The sequence below is a fragment of the Mycobacterium sp. MAA66 genome, from assembly GCF_041261665.1.
In the GTDB taxonomy this organism is placed as follows: Bacteria; Actinomycetota; Actinomycetes; order Mycobacteriales; family Mycobacteriaceae; genus Mycobacterium.
Window position 1 is genome coordinate 84,477 of record NZ_JBGCCC010000009.1, and the last position, 16,562, is coordinate 101,038.

Below are 16,562 nucleotides of genomic sequence, written 5' to 3' on the forward strand. Positions count from 1 at the left end.
AAACGCCCAGGGCCCCTTGATTTTTCGACTCACCTTCCGTGGAACTGCGCGGCCCGGCGTTGGACGAACGACTGCACCCCCTCGGCGGCGTCCTGAGTGGCGAACAGTCGGCTGACCTCGGGCCGCAGTCGGTCGATGGCGCCGGCTTGGTCGGTGAGCGCCAGTTGCGCCGACTCCAGTGTGGCCCGCACGCCGAGAGGGGCGGCCTGGTCGGCGATGGTGTGGGCGATCACGCGGGCCCGGGCCGCAGCGTCGGCTGCCGTGGCCGCGACCTCCTGGACCAGACCGATCCGGTGCGCCTCGGCGGCATCGAACTCGTCGCCGGTAAGTAGCCAGCGCATGGCGTTACCCCAGCCTGCGGCCTGCGGCAGCCGCAGCGTGGCCCCTCCGAACGGGTAGATACCGCGCAGCACTTCGATCTGGGCGAACCGGGTGTCGGCCGCGGCGATCCTGATGTCGGCCGCCAGCAGTAGTTCGATGCCCAAGGTCAGGCAGCGCCCCTGGGCGGCCGCGACGATCGGCTTTGTCCAGTGCCCGTCCAGACGCCAGGGATCGCGACCGCCCTCGGCGAACAGGTCCTGCCCGGAAGCAATGGCGGGAGCCACGTCGATCAGGTCCAGGCCGGCGGTGAAATGGTCGCCGTGGGCGATCAGCACGCCTGCCCGCAACGTGTCGTCGGATTCCAGCAGTCCGTAGGCCCGGGATAGGTCGGTCAGCATCGCCCGGTTGAAGGCGTTGCGTTTCTCGGGACGGTTGAGGCCCATCACCAGCACGTGACCGTCACGCTGCAAGGTGACGGTATCGAGGTCCGTGGTCATGAAGGCAGTGAACGCGCAATCATGAAATTATGCAAGAGGGCATATTTTTGGCCCGGTGTCCTGCCCAACGGGCTCAATCGGGTGATCTGAGCCACACGACTTGGTCGAATGTGGCCCAAGATTTATGCTCGAAGGCATAACAAGGAGGTTGTGATGTGGGTCGTTGAGCTCAACGTCAAAGGCCATCGCTTCACCCACCAGCTGCTGGGCGCCGAGCGCCTGAGGGCGGTCGCCCGCGATGCGGCACACCAGCTCGACCGCCTCCGGCACCATCGGACCGCCAACTGATGGCTTCGGCCGATAAGCCGACCAACAAGCGAGGCGCCACCCGCGCGCGCATGGTGCGCAGCGCCGCTCGGGTGCTACGCGAGCGCGGCGCCGCGGGCGTCACGATCGACGAAGTGCTCACCCGTAGCAGCGCCCCGCGTGGATCGGTGTATCACCATTTCCCCGAAGGCCGTAGCCAGCTGTTGCTCGAAGCACTGCAATTCGCCGGCGAATCGATCACCGCACTGATCGACGACGCCGCAGCGGGCGGGGGTATCGCACTGGTTCGACGATTCGTCGAATTCTGGGAAAACGCCCTGGCTGAAAGCGATTTCACTGCCGGCTGTCCCGTCGTCGCCGCGGCTATCGGCTCGGCCGATGAAGCCCACGCTTTGACGCCGGTGGCCGGGGAGATCTTCGACCGCTGGCGCGAGGCACTTTCGCGGGCCTTCACCGGCGAAGGGTTCGACGCCGTCGACGCCGCAGCAGTATCGGTGACCTGCCTCGCCGCGCTCGAGGGCGCGGTGGTGCTGTGCCGGTCGACGCGCACCGCGCAACCGCTGTACGACGTCGCCGGCCAGCTCGAATTCCTCATCAAGGCAAAGGAATTCGTCCATCGCAACGGCGTGCCCACCGGCCGTGGTTAGCCGCCGGCCCGGGCCCAGCGCGCACACACGAAGTCGCCGTTGACAACCGACTCCACCAACCGCCATTCCGAACGCACGGGCAGTACCGCAGAACCGGCGCCCAACGTGCACGGCGCGTAGGACACCACCAGCTCATCGACCAGCCCGGCTGCCACGAAAGGCGCCGCGGCGGCCCCACCGCCCATCACCCACACATCACGACCCGCGGCGGCCGCCACCAACTCCGGATGCAACTGTGCGACATCACCATTGAAGGTCTGCACCGGGTGCCCCGCCGCGGTGATGTCGGGCCGACTGGTGAGCACCCACGTCGGCTGCTCATAAGGCCAGTCGCCGGGTTGGTTGGTGGCAATCCACTCGTAGGTGGCCGACCCCATGACCAGAGCGCCCACGGATTCCTGAAATGCGCGGTAGCCGAACGGACCATCGGCGTCGATATCCCGCGACAGCAGCCAATCCAGGCTGCCGGCGGCGTCGACGATGTAGCCGTCCAGGCTCGAAGCGGTGTAATAGACGGTCGCCACTGACACTTGCCTTTCCATACGATCGATCCACGCGAGTATGCCGTGACCCCCCGACAGTTCGGGCCACTCACGACTACTGTCGCTCCGTGACCGATTTCGACGTATTGCGGGCCGATGACGGCGATCTCGCCCGGTTGCGGGACCGGATACGTGAGTTCTTGGCCGACGACGCCGACCAGTTCGGCTGGCATCCCGAGGTGGACTGTTGGCTGTCCCGGTGGGACGCCGATTTCAGCGTCCGCCTGGCCGGGGCCGGTTTCGTCGGGCTGACCATCCCGACCGAATACGGCGGACACGGACTGAGTCACCTGCACCGCTACGTGGTGACCGAGGAACTGCTCGCCCACGGCGCGCCGGTCGCTGCGCACTGGATCGCCGACCGCCAGGTGGCGCCGGGCCTGCTGGCCTACGGAACCGAGGACCAGCGCCGTCGGCTATTGCCCCGAATTGCCTCCGGCACACTCTATTCGGCGATCGGCATGAGCGAGCACGGCGCCGGATCAGACCTGGCCGCGATCAGCACCCGCGCCACCCGCACCGACAACGGCTGGATCCTGGGCGGCACCAAGGTGTGGACCAGCGGCGCCCATCTCGCCCATCAGATCGTGGTACTGGCCCGCACCAGCGCATCGGACCCCAAGCACCGGCACGCCGGTTTCAGCCAGTTCATCGTGCCGACAGACGCGCCAGGTATCACCATCGACCCGATCATCCAGATGAACGGCGAGCACCACTTCAACGAGGTGATGTTCGACGACGTCCAATTGACCGACGCGGATCTGCTCGGCAACGTCGGTGACGGATGGCATCAGGTCACCTCCGAGCTAGGCTACGAGCGCAGCGGGCCTGAGCGCTTCCTATCGACTGCCACAATGCTTTTCGCCGTCACGAAGGCACTGCGCAACACAGCCGACGCCGAGATCGGCGCACTGGTGGCGCGGCTGATCTCCCTGCGACAATTGTCGGTGTCGGTCGCCCGAGACCTGACCGCAGGTCACGATGCCGCGGCCCGCGCCGCACAGGTGAAAGACCTGGGCACCCGATTCGAGCAAGAATCCGTCGAGATCGCCGCTGACCTCCTGGACTGTTACGACGGCCCCGACCGGCCGCGGCTGCTGGCTCTGCTCGACACCGCGCGGGTGCACGCGCCGTTGTTCACCCTGCGCGGCGGGACCAACGAGGTGCTGCGCGGCATCGTCGCCAAGGACGCGGCGAAATCAGCAGTTGGACAACCGATTTCCGGTACGCACCTCGAACTGTACGAGCTTGCCGACCAGATCGGTCAACGCGGATCGGACAACCGCACCCGTCCGGTCGCATTCGACGACACCGTGTGGCGCAACCTCGAGAACTCCGGACTGACCCGGCTCAGCAGCACCGAGGACGCCGGCCCCGCCGCCTCCGCCGTGGTGCTGGGCGCACTCGCCCGACACGCAGCCGCGGTACCGCTGGCCGAAACTGATGTACTGGCAAGCTGGTTGGCGACCGAAGCCGGGCTGACCGTCCCGGAAGCCGGACCGTTGACCGTCGCGATCGCCGACGGATCTTCAGGCCTCGCAACGGATGTCCGCTGGCCCCGTTGCGGTCCGGTGGTGCTGGCGGCCCGCGGATCGACCACGCTGCACGTCGCGCTCCTGGACGCCGGCCGGATCACCGCCGACCACGTCAATCTCGCCGGCGAACCCTGTGCCACCATGCAATTCGATACCGCAGACACGTCCGAACTGGCCCTTGCCGTGGCCGACGAACTGCAGATCCGCGGGGCGTGGGCCCGCTGCGTCCAGATCGTCGGGGCGTTCGATGCGGCCGCCGCGCGGACCGTCGCACATGTCGGTACCCGCGAACAGTTCGGCCGTCCACTCGAAGCGTTCCAGGCCGTCCAGCATTCGTTGGCCGCGATGCTCGGTGAGATCGAATATGCCCGTGCGGCAACTATATTGGCGACAACTGCGGCGGATGATTACGGCTTCGCCAACCCCCGCACCAGCTACGCGGTGCACGCAGCCAAGGTCGCGGTCGGCCGCGCCGTCGCTCCGGTCACCACCATCGCCCACCAACTGCACGGCGCCATCGGGACCACCGCCGAGCATCCGCTGTGGCGGTCCACCATGGCCGCCCGCAGTTGGGCCGGGGAATTCGGCAGCACCCGGTGGCATGCGCGCCGATTGGCAGAGTTGGTGACGGCGGCAGACCCGTGGGATGTGACGGTGGGCCGAGTATGAAAGGTGTTGTGACCTAAGTCATTATCTGACGCAAACGTGTGATGCGCCGACTTGTGACGGCGGCAACTGCGGTACCGGCCGTACCAGGGAAAACTCGACACATGTCTAAATTGAGCGGCGCGATCGCTGCGCTCGCTGTCTGCACCACCGTTCCAACAGCGCTCGCCGCCCCCGCTTCCGCAGCGCAAACCCACCGGATGACCCTGTTCGCGAACATGCGCAGCTGCAGCTTCCAACAGGTCGAATACGCGAAGTTCGCCGGCATGACCTCACCGCTCGCTGCCGAGATCACCTCTGACGGCCATACCGCCGTGGCGCGCGTCGACATGACCGCCGGCACCGTCAATGCGCAGTACATCGTCCGACTGATTCCCGCGCCGTACGCCGCGCTGGGCTGCGGGACCGGCGACCCAGGCATCACCAGCAGTGCATTGAACACCGACGAGATGGGCGTCGGCAGCACCACGCTGCAGACCGCCATCGCCCCCGGCACCACCGGCATGTGGATCGCGGTCGATCGACCGTCGGCGCATTCGCAGGCGCCGCGGGAGTTCTACAGCACTAATTTCATCGCGGCCGTCTGACCCTGTTGGCCGAGCCCGGCCCGCACCCGGTAGAAAAAGCACATGTCCCATCGGGCGAAGATCACCGCAGCGGCGCTGGCCGCACTCCTACTGGCCGGCTGCTCCGGCAACAAGTACCCAACCGCGCCCAGCTCGACTCCACCGGACACCGCGAGTCCGAGCCAGGCCCCGACACCGGCGCAGACCGCCCCCACGGATGCGGCGTCCCCGCCGTCGATCTCCGCCACCCGGCCGGCACCTCCGCCGCCACCGGGACCCGGGCAGCTGAGCGGCGGCGACTGCCTCAAACTCACCGGCGCCACCCTCAACCTGGTGTCGGGCGCCAACAGTGACGACAACCGCAAGGCCGCCGACACCATCGAGAGCTTCAGTCCCCCCGACAACGTCCGGGAGGCGGTCGAGCACTTCGTCAGCACCGGCGGCCTCAAGCAGACCGACCCGAAGAAGAACGACTACAGCAAGACGATCAACAATTGGGTGGAAAAGGTCTGCCCGGTATAGATCGGCGTCAGCTGCCAATCCAGTTCGGGGCGCGCTTCTCGGCGAAGGCCACGGCGCCTTCCCGTGCGTCCTTGGACATGAAGACCGGCCCGAGGATGGCCATCTGCTTGGTCCACTTCTCCTCGTCGGACCAATCACGGGACTCCACGATGATCCGCTTGGTGGCAGCCACCGCCAGCGGGCCGTTGGCGGTGATCTTCTCCGCCAACGCCAGTGCGCCTTCCAACGCGGCGCCGGGCTCGGTGAGGACATTGACCAGGCCCAGCTCGTGAGCGCGCTGGGCGGTCAGGCTGTCACCGGTGAGGGCGAGCTCCATGGCGATGGCGTACGGGATGCGCTGCGGTAGTCGCAGCAGGCCACCGCCGCCGGCCACCAGGCCGCGCTTGACTTCGGGGATACCGAACGCCGATGCGTTCGACGCCACGATCAGGTCCGTCGCCAGTGCCAGCTCGGTACCCCCGGCCAGGGCGTAGCCCTCGACGGCAGCGATCAGCGGCTTGACCGACGGGCGTTCGGTGAAGCCCAGGCCACGGCCCGGCACCAACATGTTCTCGCCCTTGGCGAAGGCCTTCAGGTCCATGCCCGCGCAGAACGAACCGCCCGCTCCGGTCACCACGCCGACCGACAGCGTCGGGTCCTCGTCGAGGCGGTCCATGGCGGCCGCCAAGCCCTGACTGACCGCTGAATTGACAGCGTTCTTGGCTTCCGGGCGGTTGATGGTGATGATCAATATGCGGTCGCGCTGTTCAACGAGAACAGCGTCGTCGCGGTTGGCTTCTTCAGTCACCGCGGTGATGCTAGTCACTCGTGGCTGATCAGCGTCCGTCAGCCCGATAACATGGCTAAATTAGAACGTGTTCTAGTTCTGACCGAGTTCTTGGAGGAAACCCGTGGTCAAGCTACCTGAAATCACCAAATTCGACCCGGGTCTAACTGAGAAGGTCATGGGAATTCTCCGCCCCTTCCTGAAGACCTATCACCGGTCTGAGGTGCGTGGCTTGGAGAACGTTCCCTTGGGCGGCGCCCTGGTGGTGAGCAACCATTCCGGCGGCATGCTGCCGATGGACGTACCGATATTCGCGGCCGACTTCTACGAGAAGTACGGCTACGAGCGGCCGGTCTACACCCTCAGCCACGCCATGCTGATGGTTGGCCCCACCGGCGACTTTTTCCGCAAGACCGGCTTCATCCTCGCCAGCCATGAGAATGCCGACGAATCGCTGCGCTCGGGCGGTCTGGTCGTGGTGTTCCCCGGCGGGGACTACGACTCCTACCGGCCGTCGGTCGACGCCAACAAGATCGACTTCGACGGGCGCAAGGGCTACGTGAAGGCCGCGATCAACGCCGGCGTCCCGATCGTGCCCATGGTGGGCATCGGCGGCCAGGAGACCCAGCTGTTCCTGACCCGCGGCGAGGGCATCGCCAAGGCCCTCGGCCCGATCGCCCGGGCCGCCCGCACCAAGGTCGTGCCGCTGTCCCTCGGCCTGCCGTTCGGCTTGTCTGCGGTACTCCCCTTCAACGTGCCGCTGCCCTCGAAGATCGTCATGCAGGTGCTGCCGCCCATCGACATCGAGGCCGAGTTCGGCGAGGACCCCGACATCGATGCGGTCGACGCCAAGGTCCGTGCCGTCATGCAGGAGGCACTCGACGCACTCGCCGAAGAACGTCGTTTCCCAGTGGTGGGCTGACGACCGTGGCCATCGTCGACCGACTCTCCACGACTGCCGGTCTGGTCAGCACCATGGCCCGGGCGGGCATCATCGCTCCGCTACGGCCGGACAAGTATCTGCGCATCGCCGCGGCGATGGCCCGGGAAAACATGGGCATCACCTCGGGTTTCGCCAGTGCGGCACAGCGCTGCCCGAACCGTCCGGGACTGATCGACGAGTTAGGCACCCTGACCTGGAGCGAGATCGACCGGCGCAGTGACGCATTGGCTGCGGCGCTGCAGTCCTTGCCGTCGGCCAAGGTCATCGGCATCATGGCGCGCAACCACCGCGGGTTCGTCGAATCGTTGATCGCGGCCAACCGTATCGGCGCAGATGTGTTGCTGCTCAACACTTCTTTCGCCGGTCCGGCACTGGCCGAGGTGGTCAGCCGCGAAAACGTCGACGTGGTGATCTTCGACGAAGAGTTCACCGCCACCGTCGACCGCGCCGTAGAGGGCAGGCGGGTCACCCGGATCGTCGCCTGGACCGACCGTGACGACCACGGCCACACAGTCGAAGGCCTGATCGCCGAATACGCCGGCCTCACACCCAAGCGCTCCGGGATCAAGAGCCGCGTCATCCTGCTGACGTCCGGAACCACCGGAACCCCCAAGGGCGCCAAGCATTCCGGCGGCGGGCCGGAAACTCTCAAGGCCATCCTGGATCGCACGCCGTGGCGCGCCGAGGAGACCACGGTGATCGTCGCGCCGATGTTCCACGCCTGGGGCTTCTCGCAACTGGCGTTCGCCGCCTCGATGGCATGCACCATCGTCACCCGGCGCAAGTTCGACCCGAAGGCCACGCTGGCCCTGGTTGACAAGTATCAGGCCACCGGATTGTGTGTGGTGCCGGTGATGTTCGACCGGATCATGGAACTGCCCGACGAGGTGCGGGGTCGCTTCAGCGGACGCTCACTGCGGTTCGCCGCGGCCTCCGGTTCCCGGATGCGCCCCGACGTGGTCATCGCGTTCATGGACCAGTTCGGCGACGTCATCTACAACAACTACAACGCCACCGAGGCCGGCATGATCGCCACCGCGACCCCAGCCGATCTGCGGGCCGCCCCGGACACCGCGGGCCGCCCCGCCGAGGGCACCGACATCCGGATCCTGGACGCCGACTTCCACGAGCTGCCCACCGGCGAGGTCGGCACCATCTACGTGCGTAACTCGACCCAGTTCGACGGTTACACCTCGGGCGCCACAAAGGACTTCCACCACGACTACATGTCCTCGGGCGATGTCGGATATCTCGACGCCGCCGGCCGGTTGTTCGTGGTGGGCCGCGATGACGAGATGATCGTCTCCGGTGGCGAGAACATCTACCCGATAGAGGTCGAGAAGACCCTGTCCACCCACCCTGATGTGGCCGAGGCTACCGTGCTGGGTGTGGACGACGAGCAGTACGGCCAGCGCCTGGCGGCATTCGTCGTGCTGTCCGGTGACACCACACCGGACGCACTGAAGGCCTACGTACGGGAAAATCTGGCGAATTACAAAGTGCCCCGGTCAATCACAGTGCTGCCCGAGCTTCCTCGCAACAGCACCGGCAAGATCGACCGCCGCGAACTGCAGGCACTGGCCGATGGCGCGTAAGCGTTCCGGGCGCCTCACCCTGTTGCGCGCCGTTGCCGAACTGGTCAACGCCATCAACGCGGCCGCACCGCTGAGCCGCTCGGGAACTCTTGGCCTGTATGTCTTTGCCTACGGTTGGCCGACCAGTGAGGCCGCCAACGTCGTGCTGGGTGCGTCCGCGCTCGACGCCGTGCGCCGTGGCCGGCGCGGCGCCTTCACCGGCACCAGCGGCCGGATTTCCTTGGGCATCACCGCAATTGCCTGGGCCATCCTGCTGCTCATCATCAACCGGGGCCGGCGCTCACGCTCCGCCTTCGAAGAGCCCTTGCGCGAACTGATGGGCGACGGCTATCACGGACTGACCGACCCCAAGGCGCCCCGCCCGGGCGGCGTGGTGCGTACCACCCTGACCAGACGCAGTTACGTCCGTGACACCGTGCACTACGGCCCGCACAAGGCCAACGTCGCCGACATCTGGCGCCGTCCCGATCTACCGCGGGACGGTAAGGCGCCGGTGCTGTTGCAGGTGCCCGGTGGCGGCTGGATGCTCGGCAACCACCGACCGCAGGCGTACCCCTTGATGAGTCATCTGGCCGAGCGGGGCTGGATCTGTGTGTCGATCGGTTATCGAGTCAGCCCGAAGCATGTCTGGCCGGCCCACATCATCGACGTGAAGCAGGCGCTGGCCTGGGTCAAAGAACACATCGCCGAGTACGGCGGCGACCCCGACTTCGTGGCGATCACCGGTGGCTCGGCAGGCGGCCATCTGTCCTCGCTGGCGGCACTGACGCCCGGAGATCCCCAGTGGCAGCCCGGTTTCGAGGATGCCGATACCTCGGTGGTCGCCGCGGTCCCGGTGTACGGCCGGTACGACTGGTTCAGCTTCGACGGCGTCGGCCGCAAGGAAATGATGCACGTCTTGCAGCGATTGATCGTCAAGAAGAAATATTCCGCCGACCCGCAAACCTTCTTGGACGCATCGTCGATCTCGCGGGTGAACCCAGACGCCCCACCGTTTTTCGTGCTCCACGGCACCAACGACACGCTGATCCCAGTCGAGGAAGGGCGTAATTTCGTGACCGCCCTGCGCCAGGTGTCCAAGGCTCCGGTGGCGTACGCGGAGATTCCGTACGCCCAGCACGCCTTCGACGTGTTCGGTTCGGCACACGGGCACTACACCGCCCAGGCGATCGGACGTTTTCTGGAATGGGTGCGGGCGGGCCGGGCGGAAAGCTGACCGCGGTGGCCGGGCACGCCGAGGACTCCCGCCTGGTCGAGTTGATCGGCCAACTGCCTGAGGGCACGGTCCTGACGGATGTCGACCTGGTCGAAGCGTATCGCCGCGACGCCGCCGCCGATCCGAATGCCGGCCGGCCGTTGGCCGTGATCCGGGCCGGCAGCACCGAGGACGTCCAGGCGGTGCTGCGGTGGGCCAGCGTCCATCACATCCCCGTCGTGCCGCGCGGCGCCGGTTCCGGGCTGTCCGGTGGAGCCACCGCCGTCGACGGCGGGATGATCCTGAGTACCGAACGGATGCAAGGGATTTGCATCGACCCGGCCACCCGAACCGCAGTGGTGCAACCCGGGGTCATGAATGCCGAAGTCAAGCGGGCGGCCGCACAGCACGGCCTGTGGTACCCGCCGGATCCCGGGTCGGTGGACATTTCATCGATCGGCGGTAACGCAGCGACGAACGCCGGCGGACTGTGTTGCGTCAAGTACGGCGTCACCGGCGACTACGTGCTGGGGCTGCAGGTGGTACTGGCCGATGGGACGGCGGTGCGGCTCGGCGGCCCGCGACTGAAAGACGTTGCGGGACTGTCACTGACCAAACTGTTCGTCGGCTCAGAGGGCGTGCTCGGGGTGATCACCGAAGTCACCCTGCGGCTGATCCCGACGGGGCCACCGGCCTCCACCGTTGTCGCACTGTTCAATTCGGTACAGGACGCTGCCGATGCCGTGGTCATGATCTCCGGCCGGTTTCGCCCGTCCATGCTGGAACTGATGGACCGCACCTGCATCAACGCCGTCGAGGACTACCGCAGTATGGGCCTGGACCGCACCGCTGCGGCGCTGCTGCTGGTTCAGTCCGATGCACCCGGAGCGGCTGCCGAAGAGGTGCAGCACATCGTCACAGCCTGCGAAACATGCCATGCCACAGAGGTTTTTGCCACCGACGACGCCGATGAAGGGCAGGCCTTCACGGCGGCCCGGCGACTGGCCGGCCCGGCATTGATGGCACTCGGCGACTACCTCCTGGAGGACGTCACCGTCCCGTTGCCGGCACTGCCCGCGATGCTGACCGGTGTGAACCGCATCGCCACCGAATGCCAGGTCCTCATCGGCGTCGTGGCGCACGCCGGCGACGGCAACACCCACCCCGTGATCGTGTACGACAAGAACGATCCGGCCCTGACCGCACGCGCCCAGACGGCATTCGACCAGATCATCGGCTTGGCAATCACGTTGGGCGGCACCATTACCGGCGAGCATGGGGTCGGCAGGCTCAAGCGCGACTGGCTGCCCCGACAGGTCGGCGATGAAGTGATCGCGCTGTCCCGCCGGATCAAGGATGCGCTGGATCCGGCTGGCATCCTGAACCCCGGCGCCGTCCTACGCTGACACCGGCCGCTACTGCGCCATGGCGGTCTCGACGACCGTCAGCTCATCGGAAAGTCCTGCCACAGAACGGATTTTCTTGAAATCGGCGATCATCGCGTCGGTCACCTCGTGTGGGTCGTCGACGGTGGCACCGTCGGCGAGCACCGAGATGTTGAGCTGGTCCACGTAACTCCACACCGTGATGTTCAGCCCACTGCCCGCGGTCAGCGGTCCCACCGAGTAGATCTCGGTGATCACCGCATCACCGACCTCACCACGTTCCCGTGGCCCGGGGACGTTGGAGATGTTCAGGTTCAGCACCTTGTTCTGCCCGTCGAGCGCCGACAGCCGCCGGAACATCGCCTCCACCGGCGCGGGCGGCATGTACGCCGCCCACCGCGCCACCAGTTCCGGGCCGACCAGGTGATGCCCCTCCTTGGCGAGGTCGGCTGCACGCCGTGCCTGCCGAACCCGCTCGGCGGTGTCGTCGACGTCGACCGGCAACGCCACCAGCACACCACTGAACCTGTTGCCGGAGATACGATCTGGTGAAAAGTCGAAGGCCATCGGCACCGACGCGAGCAGTGGATGGTCAGCCACGCCGTCGTACTTGAGCAGCAGTTCGCGCAGCGCACCCGAGGACATCGACAGCACCAGGTCGTTGATGGTGACGCCCAGTTTCTTGCTGGTTTCCTTGACATCGGCGAGCGCCAAAGTCGCTGTGGCGAAACGTCGTTCGGGTGTCAGTACGTGGTTCATGAAACTCGGCGGCGCGGTGAACGGCCGGGTCAGTTCCGGCGAGAGCTTACGGTTGCTCTTGCGCACCCGGCCCATACCGTCGGCGGTGTACTTCATCAGTCCCGGGAACTTCTTGATCTGCCGCATGTGGTCGGCGAACGCCGAGCGGATCAGCTCACCGCTAGACGGCGCCGGGTCGGTCGCATACGAGTGGTCGTCGGTCTCCGGGCCCTCGTCCCACAGATCCATGCTGCGCGCCAACAGGTTTGCCGAGGCAACGCCGTCGGCCAGCGCGTGATGGACCTTGCCGACGGCGGCGATCCGGCCGTTCTCCAAGCCCTCGACGAAGTACATCTCCCACAACGGTCGGCTGCGGTCCAGCGGAGTGCTGGCGATCTGACCGATGGCCTCGTCGAGCTGACGCCGGGTTCCCGGCGCGGGCAGCGTCCACGGCCGGATGTGGTACTCCAGGTCGACGTCGCAGTTCTCCCGCCACATCGGATGGTGGAACTTCATCGGGATGTCCACCAGCTGATAGCGGAACGGGTCCAGCTTGTAGAGCCGATCGGCGATGACCCCTCGGAACTCGTCGATCCCGAGTTTGCGGTCACCCATCGCGGAGACGTCGATGACGGCGATCTTGAGCGTGTGCATGTGCACGTTGGGCGTTTCCGTGTACAGCAGGAACGCATCCCAGCCACTCAGTCGCTTCACAGGCAGAACCCCCTACTGGAGAGGCTAGATAGCGGCTTCGACAGACTGCTCAGCCTGGTTACGGTGCACCTCACTGAGGAACAACCCTATGGCAGTGGCCATCGTTCCGGTCCGCGCGCCGTCGGTCATGTCGAAACCGTGACCCGCACCGGGCAATTCGACATAGCTGACCGCGGACTCCGAAACCGACCTGAGTTTCTGGACGAAGTCGCGGGCCTGCTGCACGGGAATGACGGTGTCGCCGCTGCCGTGGATCACCAGGAACGGCGGCGCATCCCGGTGTACCCGGGCGATCGGCGAGGCGGCCCGGAAGATCTCCGGATGTTTGTCGATGCTGCGCCGGACCACGACGCGCTCCAGGAAGTCGACGAAGTCCGCCCGCTCCTGGGTGGAACGGTCCTCCCAGTCGTACCGGCCGTAGATGCCGACCACCGCATCGACGGAGGTGTCCGAACCGGCCGGCAGATCGGCCTGCAACTCCGGATCATTGGGGGTCAGCCCAGCCAGAGCGGCTAGGTGCCCACCGGCCGAGCCGCCGGAGATGGCGATGAAGTTACGGTTGCCGCCGAACTTGTCGACGTTGGCCCGGGCCCAGGCGATCGCGCTCTTGACATCCGTGAGGTGCTGCGGCCAACGGTGATTCGGCGCCACGCGGTAGTCGATGGACAAGCACACCCAACCCTGCTCGGCCAGGTGGTTCATCAGCGCATAACCCTGCAGCAGCCGGCTGCCGTGCACCCAGGCCCCGCCCGGCAGGTAGATCAGTACCGGTGCCGGCTCGTTGGGCAATTCGGCCGAGCGCCACACATCCAGCAACTGCGACGGACTGTCGCCGTACTGCACCGACGTCCGGTAGACGTTGCGCCGGTGCTCGAACGCCTTCCAGAACGGCGGGGTGCGCTCGGGCTCGGGCCACTCGATGTCGAGCGCCTCATCGGGCACCACGCCGTGCAGTGCGGCGCGGGTCACCTCGTTGGTGCAGTCCCGTTCCTGCTGGCGGAGTTCGGCCACGCCAGGAGTGAACAGTGAATGCGTCGTCGAGGCCCAGAAGCCCGGCACGTGCCGCATCCCCCACAGGGTCATTGCGGTGGCCCCGCCCAGGGGTTGGAGGTGCTTGCCGATCACCGGCAAGTTCGCCGCCGCGACACTCATGGCCAACATGTGGTCGGAAGGTCGCGCCCGCATAAACCAGCGAAGCCGAGTGGCCAGCGTCGGGGCGGGGTAGCCGTTGTCCGGTCGAGCCGTCATTGCGCGAGCGTACACCCGGCCCTTTGTGAACCATCTCACAGCCATGGAGGTCCCAACCAGGGCCTTCCCGTCGTGTTTACAGTTAGAGCCGTGGGCACCTCAGCGCTGGCAATCACCGACGAACACCGCGATCTGGCCGACGCCGCCGTCGGCCTACTGCACCGGGCCGGAAGTCGGGCCGCCGCCCGCGCCACCTTGGATGGCGCGCCTGCCCACCCGGAGAAGTTGTGGACCGCCGCGGCCGAACTTGGCTGGCAGGGGCTGGCCATCCCCGAGCAGTACGGCGGGTCCGGCTTCGGGCTACCGGAGCTGGCCGTGGTGCTGGAGGCCCAGGGACGCGAGCTGTGCCCCGGCCCCTTCCTGCCGACCGTGGCTGCCGCCACGGTCATCACCGAATGTGCGCCGGAATCGCTACGCGCCCAACTACTTCCGGGACTGGCGGCGGGCAGCACGGTGGCCGCGCTGGGGCTGTCCGGCCACATACACATCAACAGCGACACCGTGTTCGGCAAGAGCCCCGCGGTGCTGGGCGCACCGGATGCCGCGCTGCTGGTCCTGGTCGCCGGTGACGACGTCGTCATCGTCGACGCCGCGGACCCCGGGGTCAGCATCACGGCACTGGACTCGATGGACACCACACGCAGCATCGGCAGCGTGGCGCTCGACAGCGCCACTGCCGTCGCGGTGCTTCGTGGGGCTGCAGCCAAGGCACACACCGCATTTCGCATCCTGGCTGCCGCCGAAGCGGTCGGGGTCAGCTGGGCCGCGTTGGACATGGCGGTCGAATACGCAAAGGTGCGTGAACAGTTCGGCCGTACCATCGGTACCTTCCAGGCGGTCAAGCACCACGCCGCCAACATGCTGGTCAACGCCGAGCTGACCACCGCCGCCGTCTGGGATGCAGCCCGCGCCGACAATCTGGAGGACGCGCGATTCGGTGCGGCGGTTGCCGCCGCACATGCCATTCGGACCCAGATCTTCAACGCGGAGAACAACATTCAGCTGCACGGCGGCATCGGCTTCACCTGGGAACATGACGCGCACCTGTACCTGCGGCGGGCCCGCACCCTGGCCGCGGTGACCGCCGCCGGGGCTGACCCACTGATCGACGTCGTCGAGGCCCAGCGCGCCGGGCAAGCCCACGGAGCGTCGTTCGCGCTCCCGGCCGAGGCCGAGGAATATCGGGCCGCGGCCCGCGAGGCGGTGGCGGCGCTGCGCGCACTGCCGGAGGACCGACGCCGCGACTACCTCGTCGACTCGGGGTATCTGGTGCCGCACTGGCCCACCCCCTGGGGTCGCGGCGCCGGCGTGCTGGAACAGCTGGCCATCGAAGAGGAGTTCGGCCCAGGGGGCACGAGCGTGGCGAGCGGGGGGGACCGCGAAGCCACGCAGCGGCCCGACCTGGGCATCACCGGCTGGGTCACCCTGACTATCGCCCAGGCCGGCAACGACGACCAGCGGCAGCGCTGGGTCGAACCGGTGCTGCGCGGCGAGATCATGTGGTGCCAGTTGTTCTCCGAACCAGGCGCGGGCTCGGACGCCGCCGCGGTGCGCACCGGTGCCAAGAAGGTCGACGGCGGGTGGCTGGTGACCGGACAGAAGGTGTGGACCAGCCTGGCGCACATCTGCCAGTGGGGCCTGGCCACGGTCCGCACGGACCCCGACGCCCCCAAGCACGCCGGCGTCACCATGATGGCGATCGACATGAAAGCCCCTGGTGTCACGGTGAATCCGCTCAAGGGCCTGACCGGTCACGCGCATTTCAACGAGGTGTTCTTCGACGAGGTGTTCGTGCCGGACTCCGATGTGGTGGGCGAGGTGAACAAGGGCTGGCTGGTCGCGCGCGCGACGCTGGGCAACGAGCGCATGTCGATCGGCGGTGGTTCGGGCGCGCAGACCGGGTTCACCGCCGACGACCTGATCGCGCTGCTGGACTCCACGCCCGAGGGCGACCGCTACGTGCGACGAGCCGGTGAGGTACTGGCCGAAGGACACACCCTCCGATTGCTGAATCTGCGTCGGATCAGCCGGGCCATCGCCGGCGCCGAGGCCGGCCCAGAGGGCAACGTGACGAAGCTGGTGGTTGCCGAGCAGGGGCAGCGCCTGACCGAGTTGGCCATGGAGCTGGCGGGCCCGGCCGCAGTGGTCGGTCAGCTGCCCGCGCTGACACAGTCCTACCTCGGATATCGCGCGATGACCATCGCCGGCGGCACCTCGGAGATCACTCGGAACACCATCGCCGAACGAATCCTCGGACTGCCGCGCGACCCGCTGCTGAAGTAGCCGATGGGGGTCACGAGTCGATAGCGATCGGCATGCGGCGTGGCACGCCCCGGGGCGGCTGTGTCAGGCTGGATGGCATGACCAGCAAACTCAGCTCACGGCTGGTCATGCCGTGTCCGGCCCCACCGGCAA

Annotated in this window: 14 protein-coding genes and 2 pseudogenes; 11 read left to right on the forward strand and 5 right to left on the reverse strand. The window is 66.9% G+C overall.

Features of this window, described 5'->3' with window-relative positions; genetic code table 11:
* Positions 1-29: 29 nt before the first annotated feature.
* Positions 30-818 carry a crotonase/enoyl-CoA hydratase family protein gene (locus ABIA30_RS21705; RefSeq protein WP_370069206.1) on the reverse strand — a complete coding sequence of 263 codons (789 nt, stop codon included), beginning with the start codon at positions 816-818 and terminating at the stop codon, positions 30-32.
* Positions 819-971: 153 nt separating this feature from the next.
* Between ABIA30_RS21705 and ABIA30_RS21710 the strand changes: the two genes are divergently transcribed.
* Together ABIA30_RS21710 and ABIA30_RS21715 are read left to right on the forward strand one after the other, a co-directional pair.
* Positions 972-1,106 (forward strand): hypothetical protein, encoded by a 135-nt coding sequence (locus tag ABIA30_RS21710; RefSeq protein WP_370069208.1) that lies wholly within the window; start codon positions 972-974, stop codon positions 1,104-1,106.
* Positions 1,106-1,732, forward strand: a complete 627-nt coding sequence (locus tag ABIA30_RS21715) for a TetR/AcrR family transcriptional regulator (RefSeq protein WP_370069210.1) — start codon at positions 1,106-1,108, stop codon at positions 1,730-1,732. The genes ABIA30_RS21710 and ABIA30_RS21715 overlap by 1 nt, the downstream gene beginning before the upstream one ends.
* On the opposite strand, the gene ABIA30_RS21720 is transcribed toward ABIA30_RS21715, so the two are convergent.
* Positions 1,729-2,256: a dihydrofolate reductase family protein gene (locus ABIA30_RS21720; RefSeq protein WP_370069417.1), complete on the reverse strand. Its 528-nt coding sequence runs from the start codon at positions 2,254-2,256 to the stop codon at positions 1,729-1,731. The genes ABIA30_RS21715 and ABIA30_RS21720 overlap by 4 nt on opposite strands.
* Before the next feature lie 86 nt (positions 2,257-2,342).
* Between ABIA30_RS21720 and ABIA30_RS21725 the strand changes: the two are divergent.
* The 4 genes and pseudogenes from ABIA30_RS21725 to ABIA30_RS21740 form a co-directional block, all read left to right on the forward strand.
* A pseudogene (locus ABIA30_RS21725) lies at positions 2,343-3,461 on the forward strand (acyl-CoA dehydrogenase family protein); the annotation flags it as partial.
* A 573-nt stretch (positions 3,462-4,034) separates the two neighbouring features.
* Positions 4,035-4,478: pseudogene (locus ABIA30_RS21730) on the forward strand (acyl-CoA dehydrogenase family protein); the annotation flags it as partial.
* A gap of 101 nt (positions 4,479-4,579) precedes the next feature.
* On the forward strand, positions 4,580-5,062 hold the full coding sequence (locus ABIA30_RS21735) for a hypothetical protein (protein ID WP_370069212.1): 483 nt from the start codon (positions 4,580-4,582) through the stop codon (positions 5,060-5,062).
* 42 nt (positions 5,063-5,104) lie between these two features.
* Positions 5,105-5,563 (forward strand): hypothetical protein, encoded by a 459-nt coding sequence (locus ABIA30_RS21740; RefSeq protein ID WP_370069214.1) that lies wholly within the window; start codon positions 5,105-5,107, stop codon positions 5,561-5,563.
* A gap of 7 nt (positions 5,564-5,570) precedes the next feature.
* Here the strand turns inward: ABIA30_RS21740 and ABIA30_RS21745 are convergent, their stop codons facing one another.
* Entirely contained in the window at positions 5,571-6,350 is a 780-nt protein-coding gene (locus ABIA30_RS21745) for a crotonase/enoyl-CoA hydratase family protein (protein ID WP_370069216.1), read from the reverse strand.
* A 157-nt stretch (positions 6,351-6,507) separates the two neighbouring features.
* Between ABIA30_RS21745 and ABIA30_RS21750 the strand changes: the two genes are divergently transcribed.
* Genes ABIA30_RS21750 through ABIA30_RS21765 form a run of 4 tightly spaced genes read left to right on the forward strand, consistent with a single transcriptional unit; the run spans position 6,508 to position 11,468 of the window.
* Positions 6,508-7,251 (forward strand): lysophospholipid acyltransferase family protein, encoded by a 744-nt coding sequence (locus ABIA30_RS21750; protein ID WP_370069419.1) that lies wholly within the window; start codon positions 6,508-6,510, stop codon positions 7,249-7,251.
* Positions 7,252-7,262: 11 nt separating this feature from the next.
* Positions 7,263-8,867 carry an acyl-CoA ligase FadD12 gene (fadD12, locus tag ABIA30_RS21755; protein ID WP_370069421.1) on the forward strand — a complete coding sequence of 535 codons (1,605 nt, stop codon included), beginning with the start codon at positions 7,263-7,265 and terminating at the stop codon, positions 8,865-8,867.
* A complete protein-coding gene (locus ABIA30_RS21760; protein ID WP_370069218.1) occupies positions 8,857-10,083 on the forward strand; it encodes an alpha/beta hydrolase fold domain-containing protein in 1,227 nt (408 codons plus the stop codon). Before fadD12 ends, ABIA30_RS21760 begins: the two co-directional genes overlap by 11 nt.
* Complete coding sequence (locus tag ABIA30_RS21765) at positions 10,053-11,468, forward strand: FAD-binding oxidoreductase (RefSeq protein ID WP_370069220.1); 1,416 nt, start codon at positions 10,053-10,055, stop codon at positions 11,466-11,468. The genes ABIA30_RS21760 and ABIA30_RS21765 overlap by 31 nt, the downstream gene beginning before the upstream one ends.
* A 9-nt stretch (positions 11,469-11,477) precedes the next feature.
* Here the strand turns inward: ABIA30_RS21765 and ABIA30_RS21770 are convergent, their stop codons facing one another.
* The gene (locus ABIA30_RS21770) at positions 11,478-12,899 is read right to left on the reverse strand and encodes a wax ester/triacylglycerol synthase family O-acyltransferase (RefSeq protein WP_370069222.1); all 1,422 of its coding nucleotides are present in this window, start codon (positions 12,897-12,899) and stop codon (positions 11,478-11,480) included.
* A gap of 24 nt (positions 12,900-12,923) precedes the next feature.
* Complete coding sequence (locus tag ABIA30_RS21775; RefSeq protein WP_370069224.1) at positions 12,924-14,147, reverse strand: alpha/beta hydrolase fold domain-containing protein; 1,224 nt, start codon at positions 14,145-14,147, stop codon at positions 12,924-12,926.
* A 90-nt stretch (positions 14,148-14,237) separates the two neighbouring features.
* Between ABIA30_RS21775 and ABIA30_RS21780 the strand changes: the two genes are divergently transcribed.
* On the forward strand, positions 14,238-16,430 hold the full coding sequence (locus ABIA30_RS21780) for an acyl-CoA dehydrogenase (RefSeq protein WP_370069226.1): 2,193 nt from the start codon (positions 14,238-14,240) through the stop codon (positions 16,428-16,430).
* The last annotated feature ends 132 nt before the right edge of the window (positions 16,431-16,562 follow it).

Bases quoted from the DNA above. Each gene is read 5' to 3' on its own strand.
- ABIA30_RS21705 (WP_370069206.1), bottom strand. From the start codon at position 818: ATGACCACGGACCTCGATACCGTCACCTTGCAGCGTGACGGTCACGTG.
- ABIA30_RS21710 (WP_370069208.1), top strand. From the start codon at position 972: ATGTGGGTCGTTGAGCTCAACGTCAAAGGCCATCGCTTCACCCACCAG.
- ABIA30_RS21715 (WP_370069210.1), top strand. From the start codon at position 1,106: ATGGCTTCGGCCGATAAGCCGACCAACAAGCGAGGCGCCACCCGCGCG.
- ABIA30_RS21735 (WP_370069212.1), top strand. From the start codon at position 4,580: ATGTCTAAATTGAGCGGCGCGATCGCTGCGCTCGCTGTCTGCACCACC.
- ABIA30_RS21740 (WP_370069214.1), top strand. From the start codon at position 5,105: ATGTCCCATCGGGCGAAGATCACCGCAGCGGCGCTGGCCGCACTCCTA.
- ABIA30_RS21750 (WP_370069419.1), top strand. From the start codon at position 6,508: ATGGGAATTCTCCGCCCCTTCCTGAAGACCTATCACCGGTCTGAGGTG.
- ABIA30_RS21760 (WP_370069218.1), top strand. From the start codon at position 8,857: ATGGCGCGTAAGCGTTCCGGGCGCCTCACCCTGTTGCGCGCCGTTGCC.
- ABIA30_RS21765 (WP_370069220.1), top strand. From the start codon at position 10,053: ATGGGTGCGGGCGGGCCGGGCGGAAAGCTGACCGCGGTGGCCGGGCAC.
- ABIA30_RS21775 (WP_370069224.1), bottom strand. From the start codon at position 14,147: ATGACGGCTCGACCGGACAACGGCTACCCCGCCCCGACGCTGGCCACT.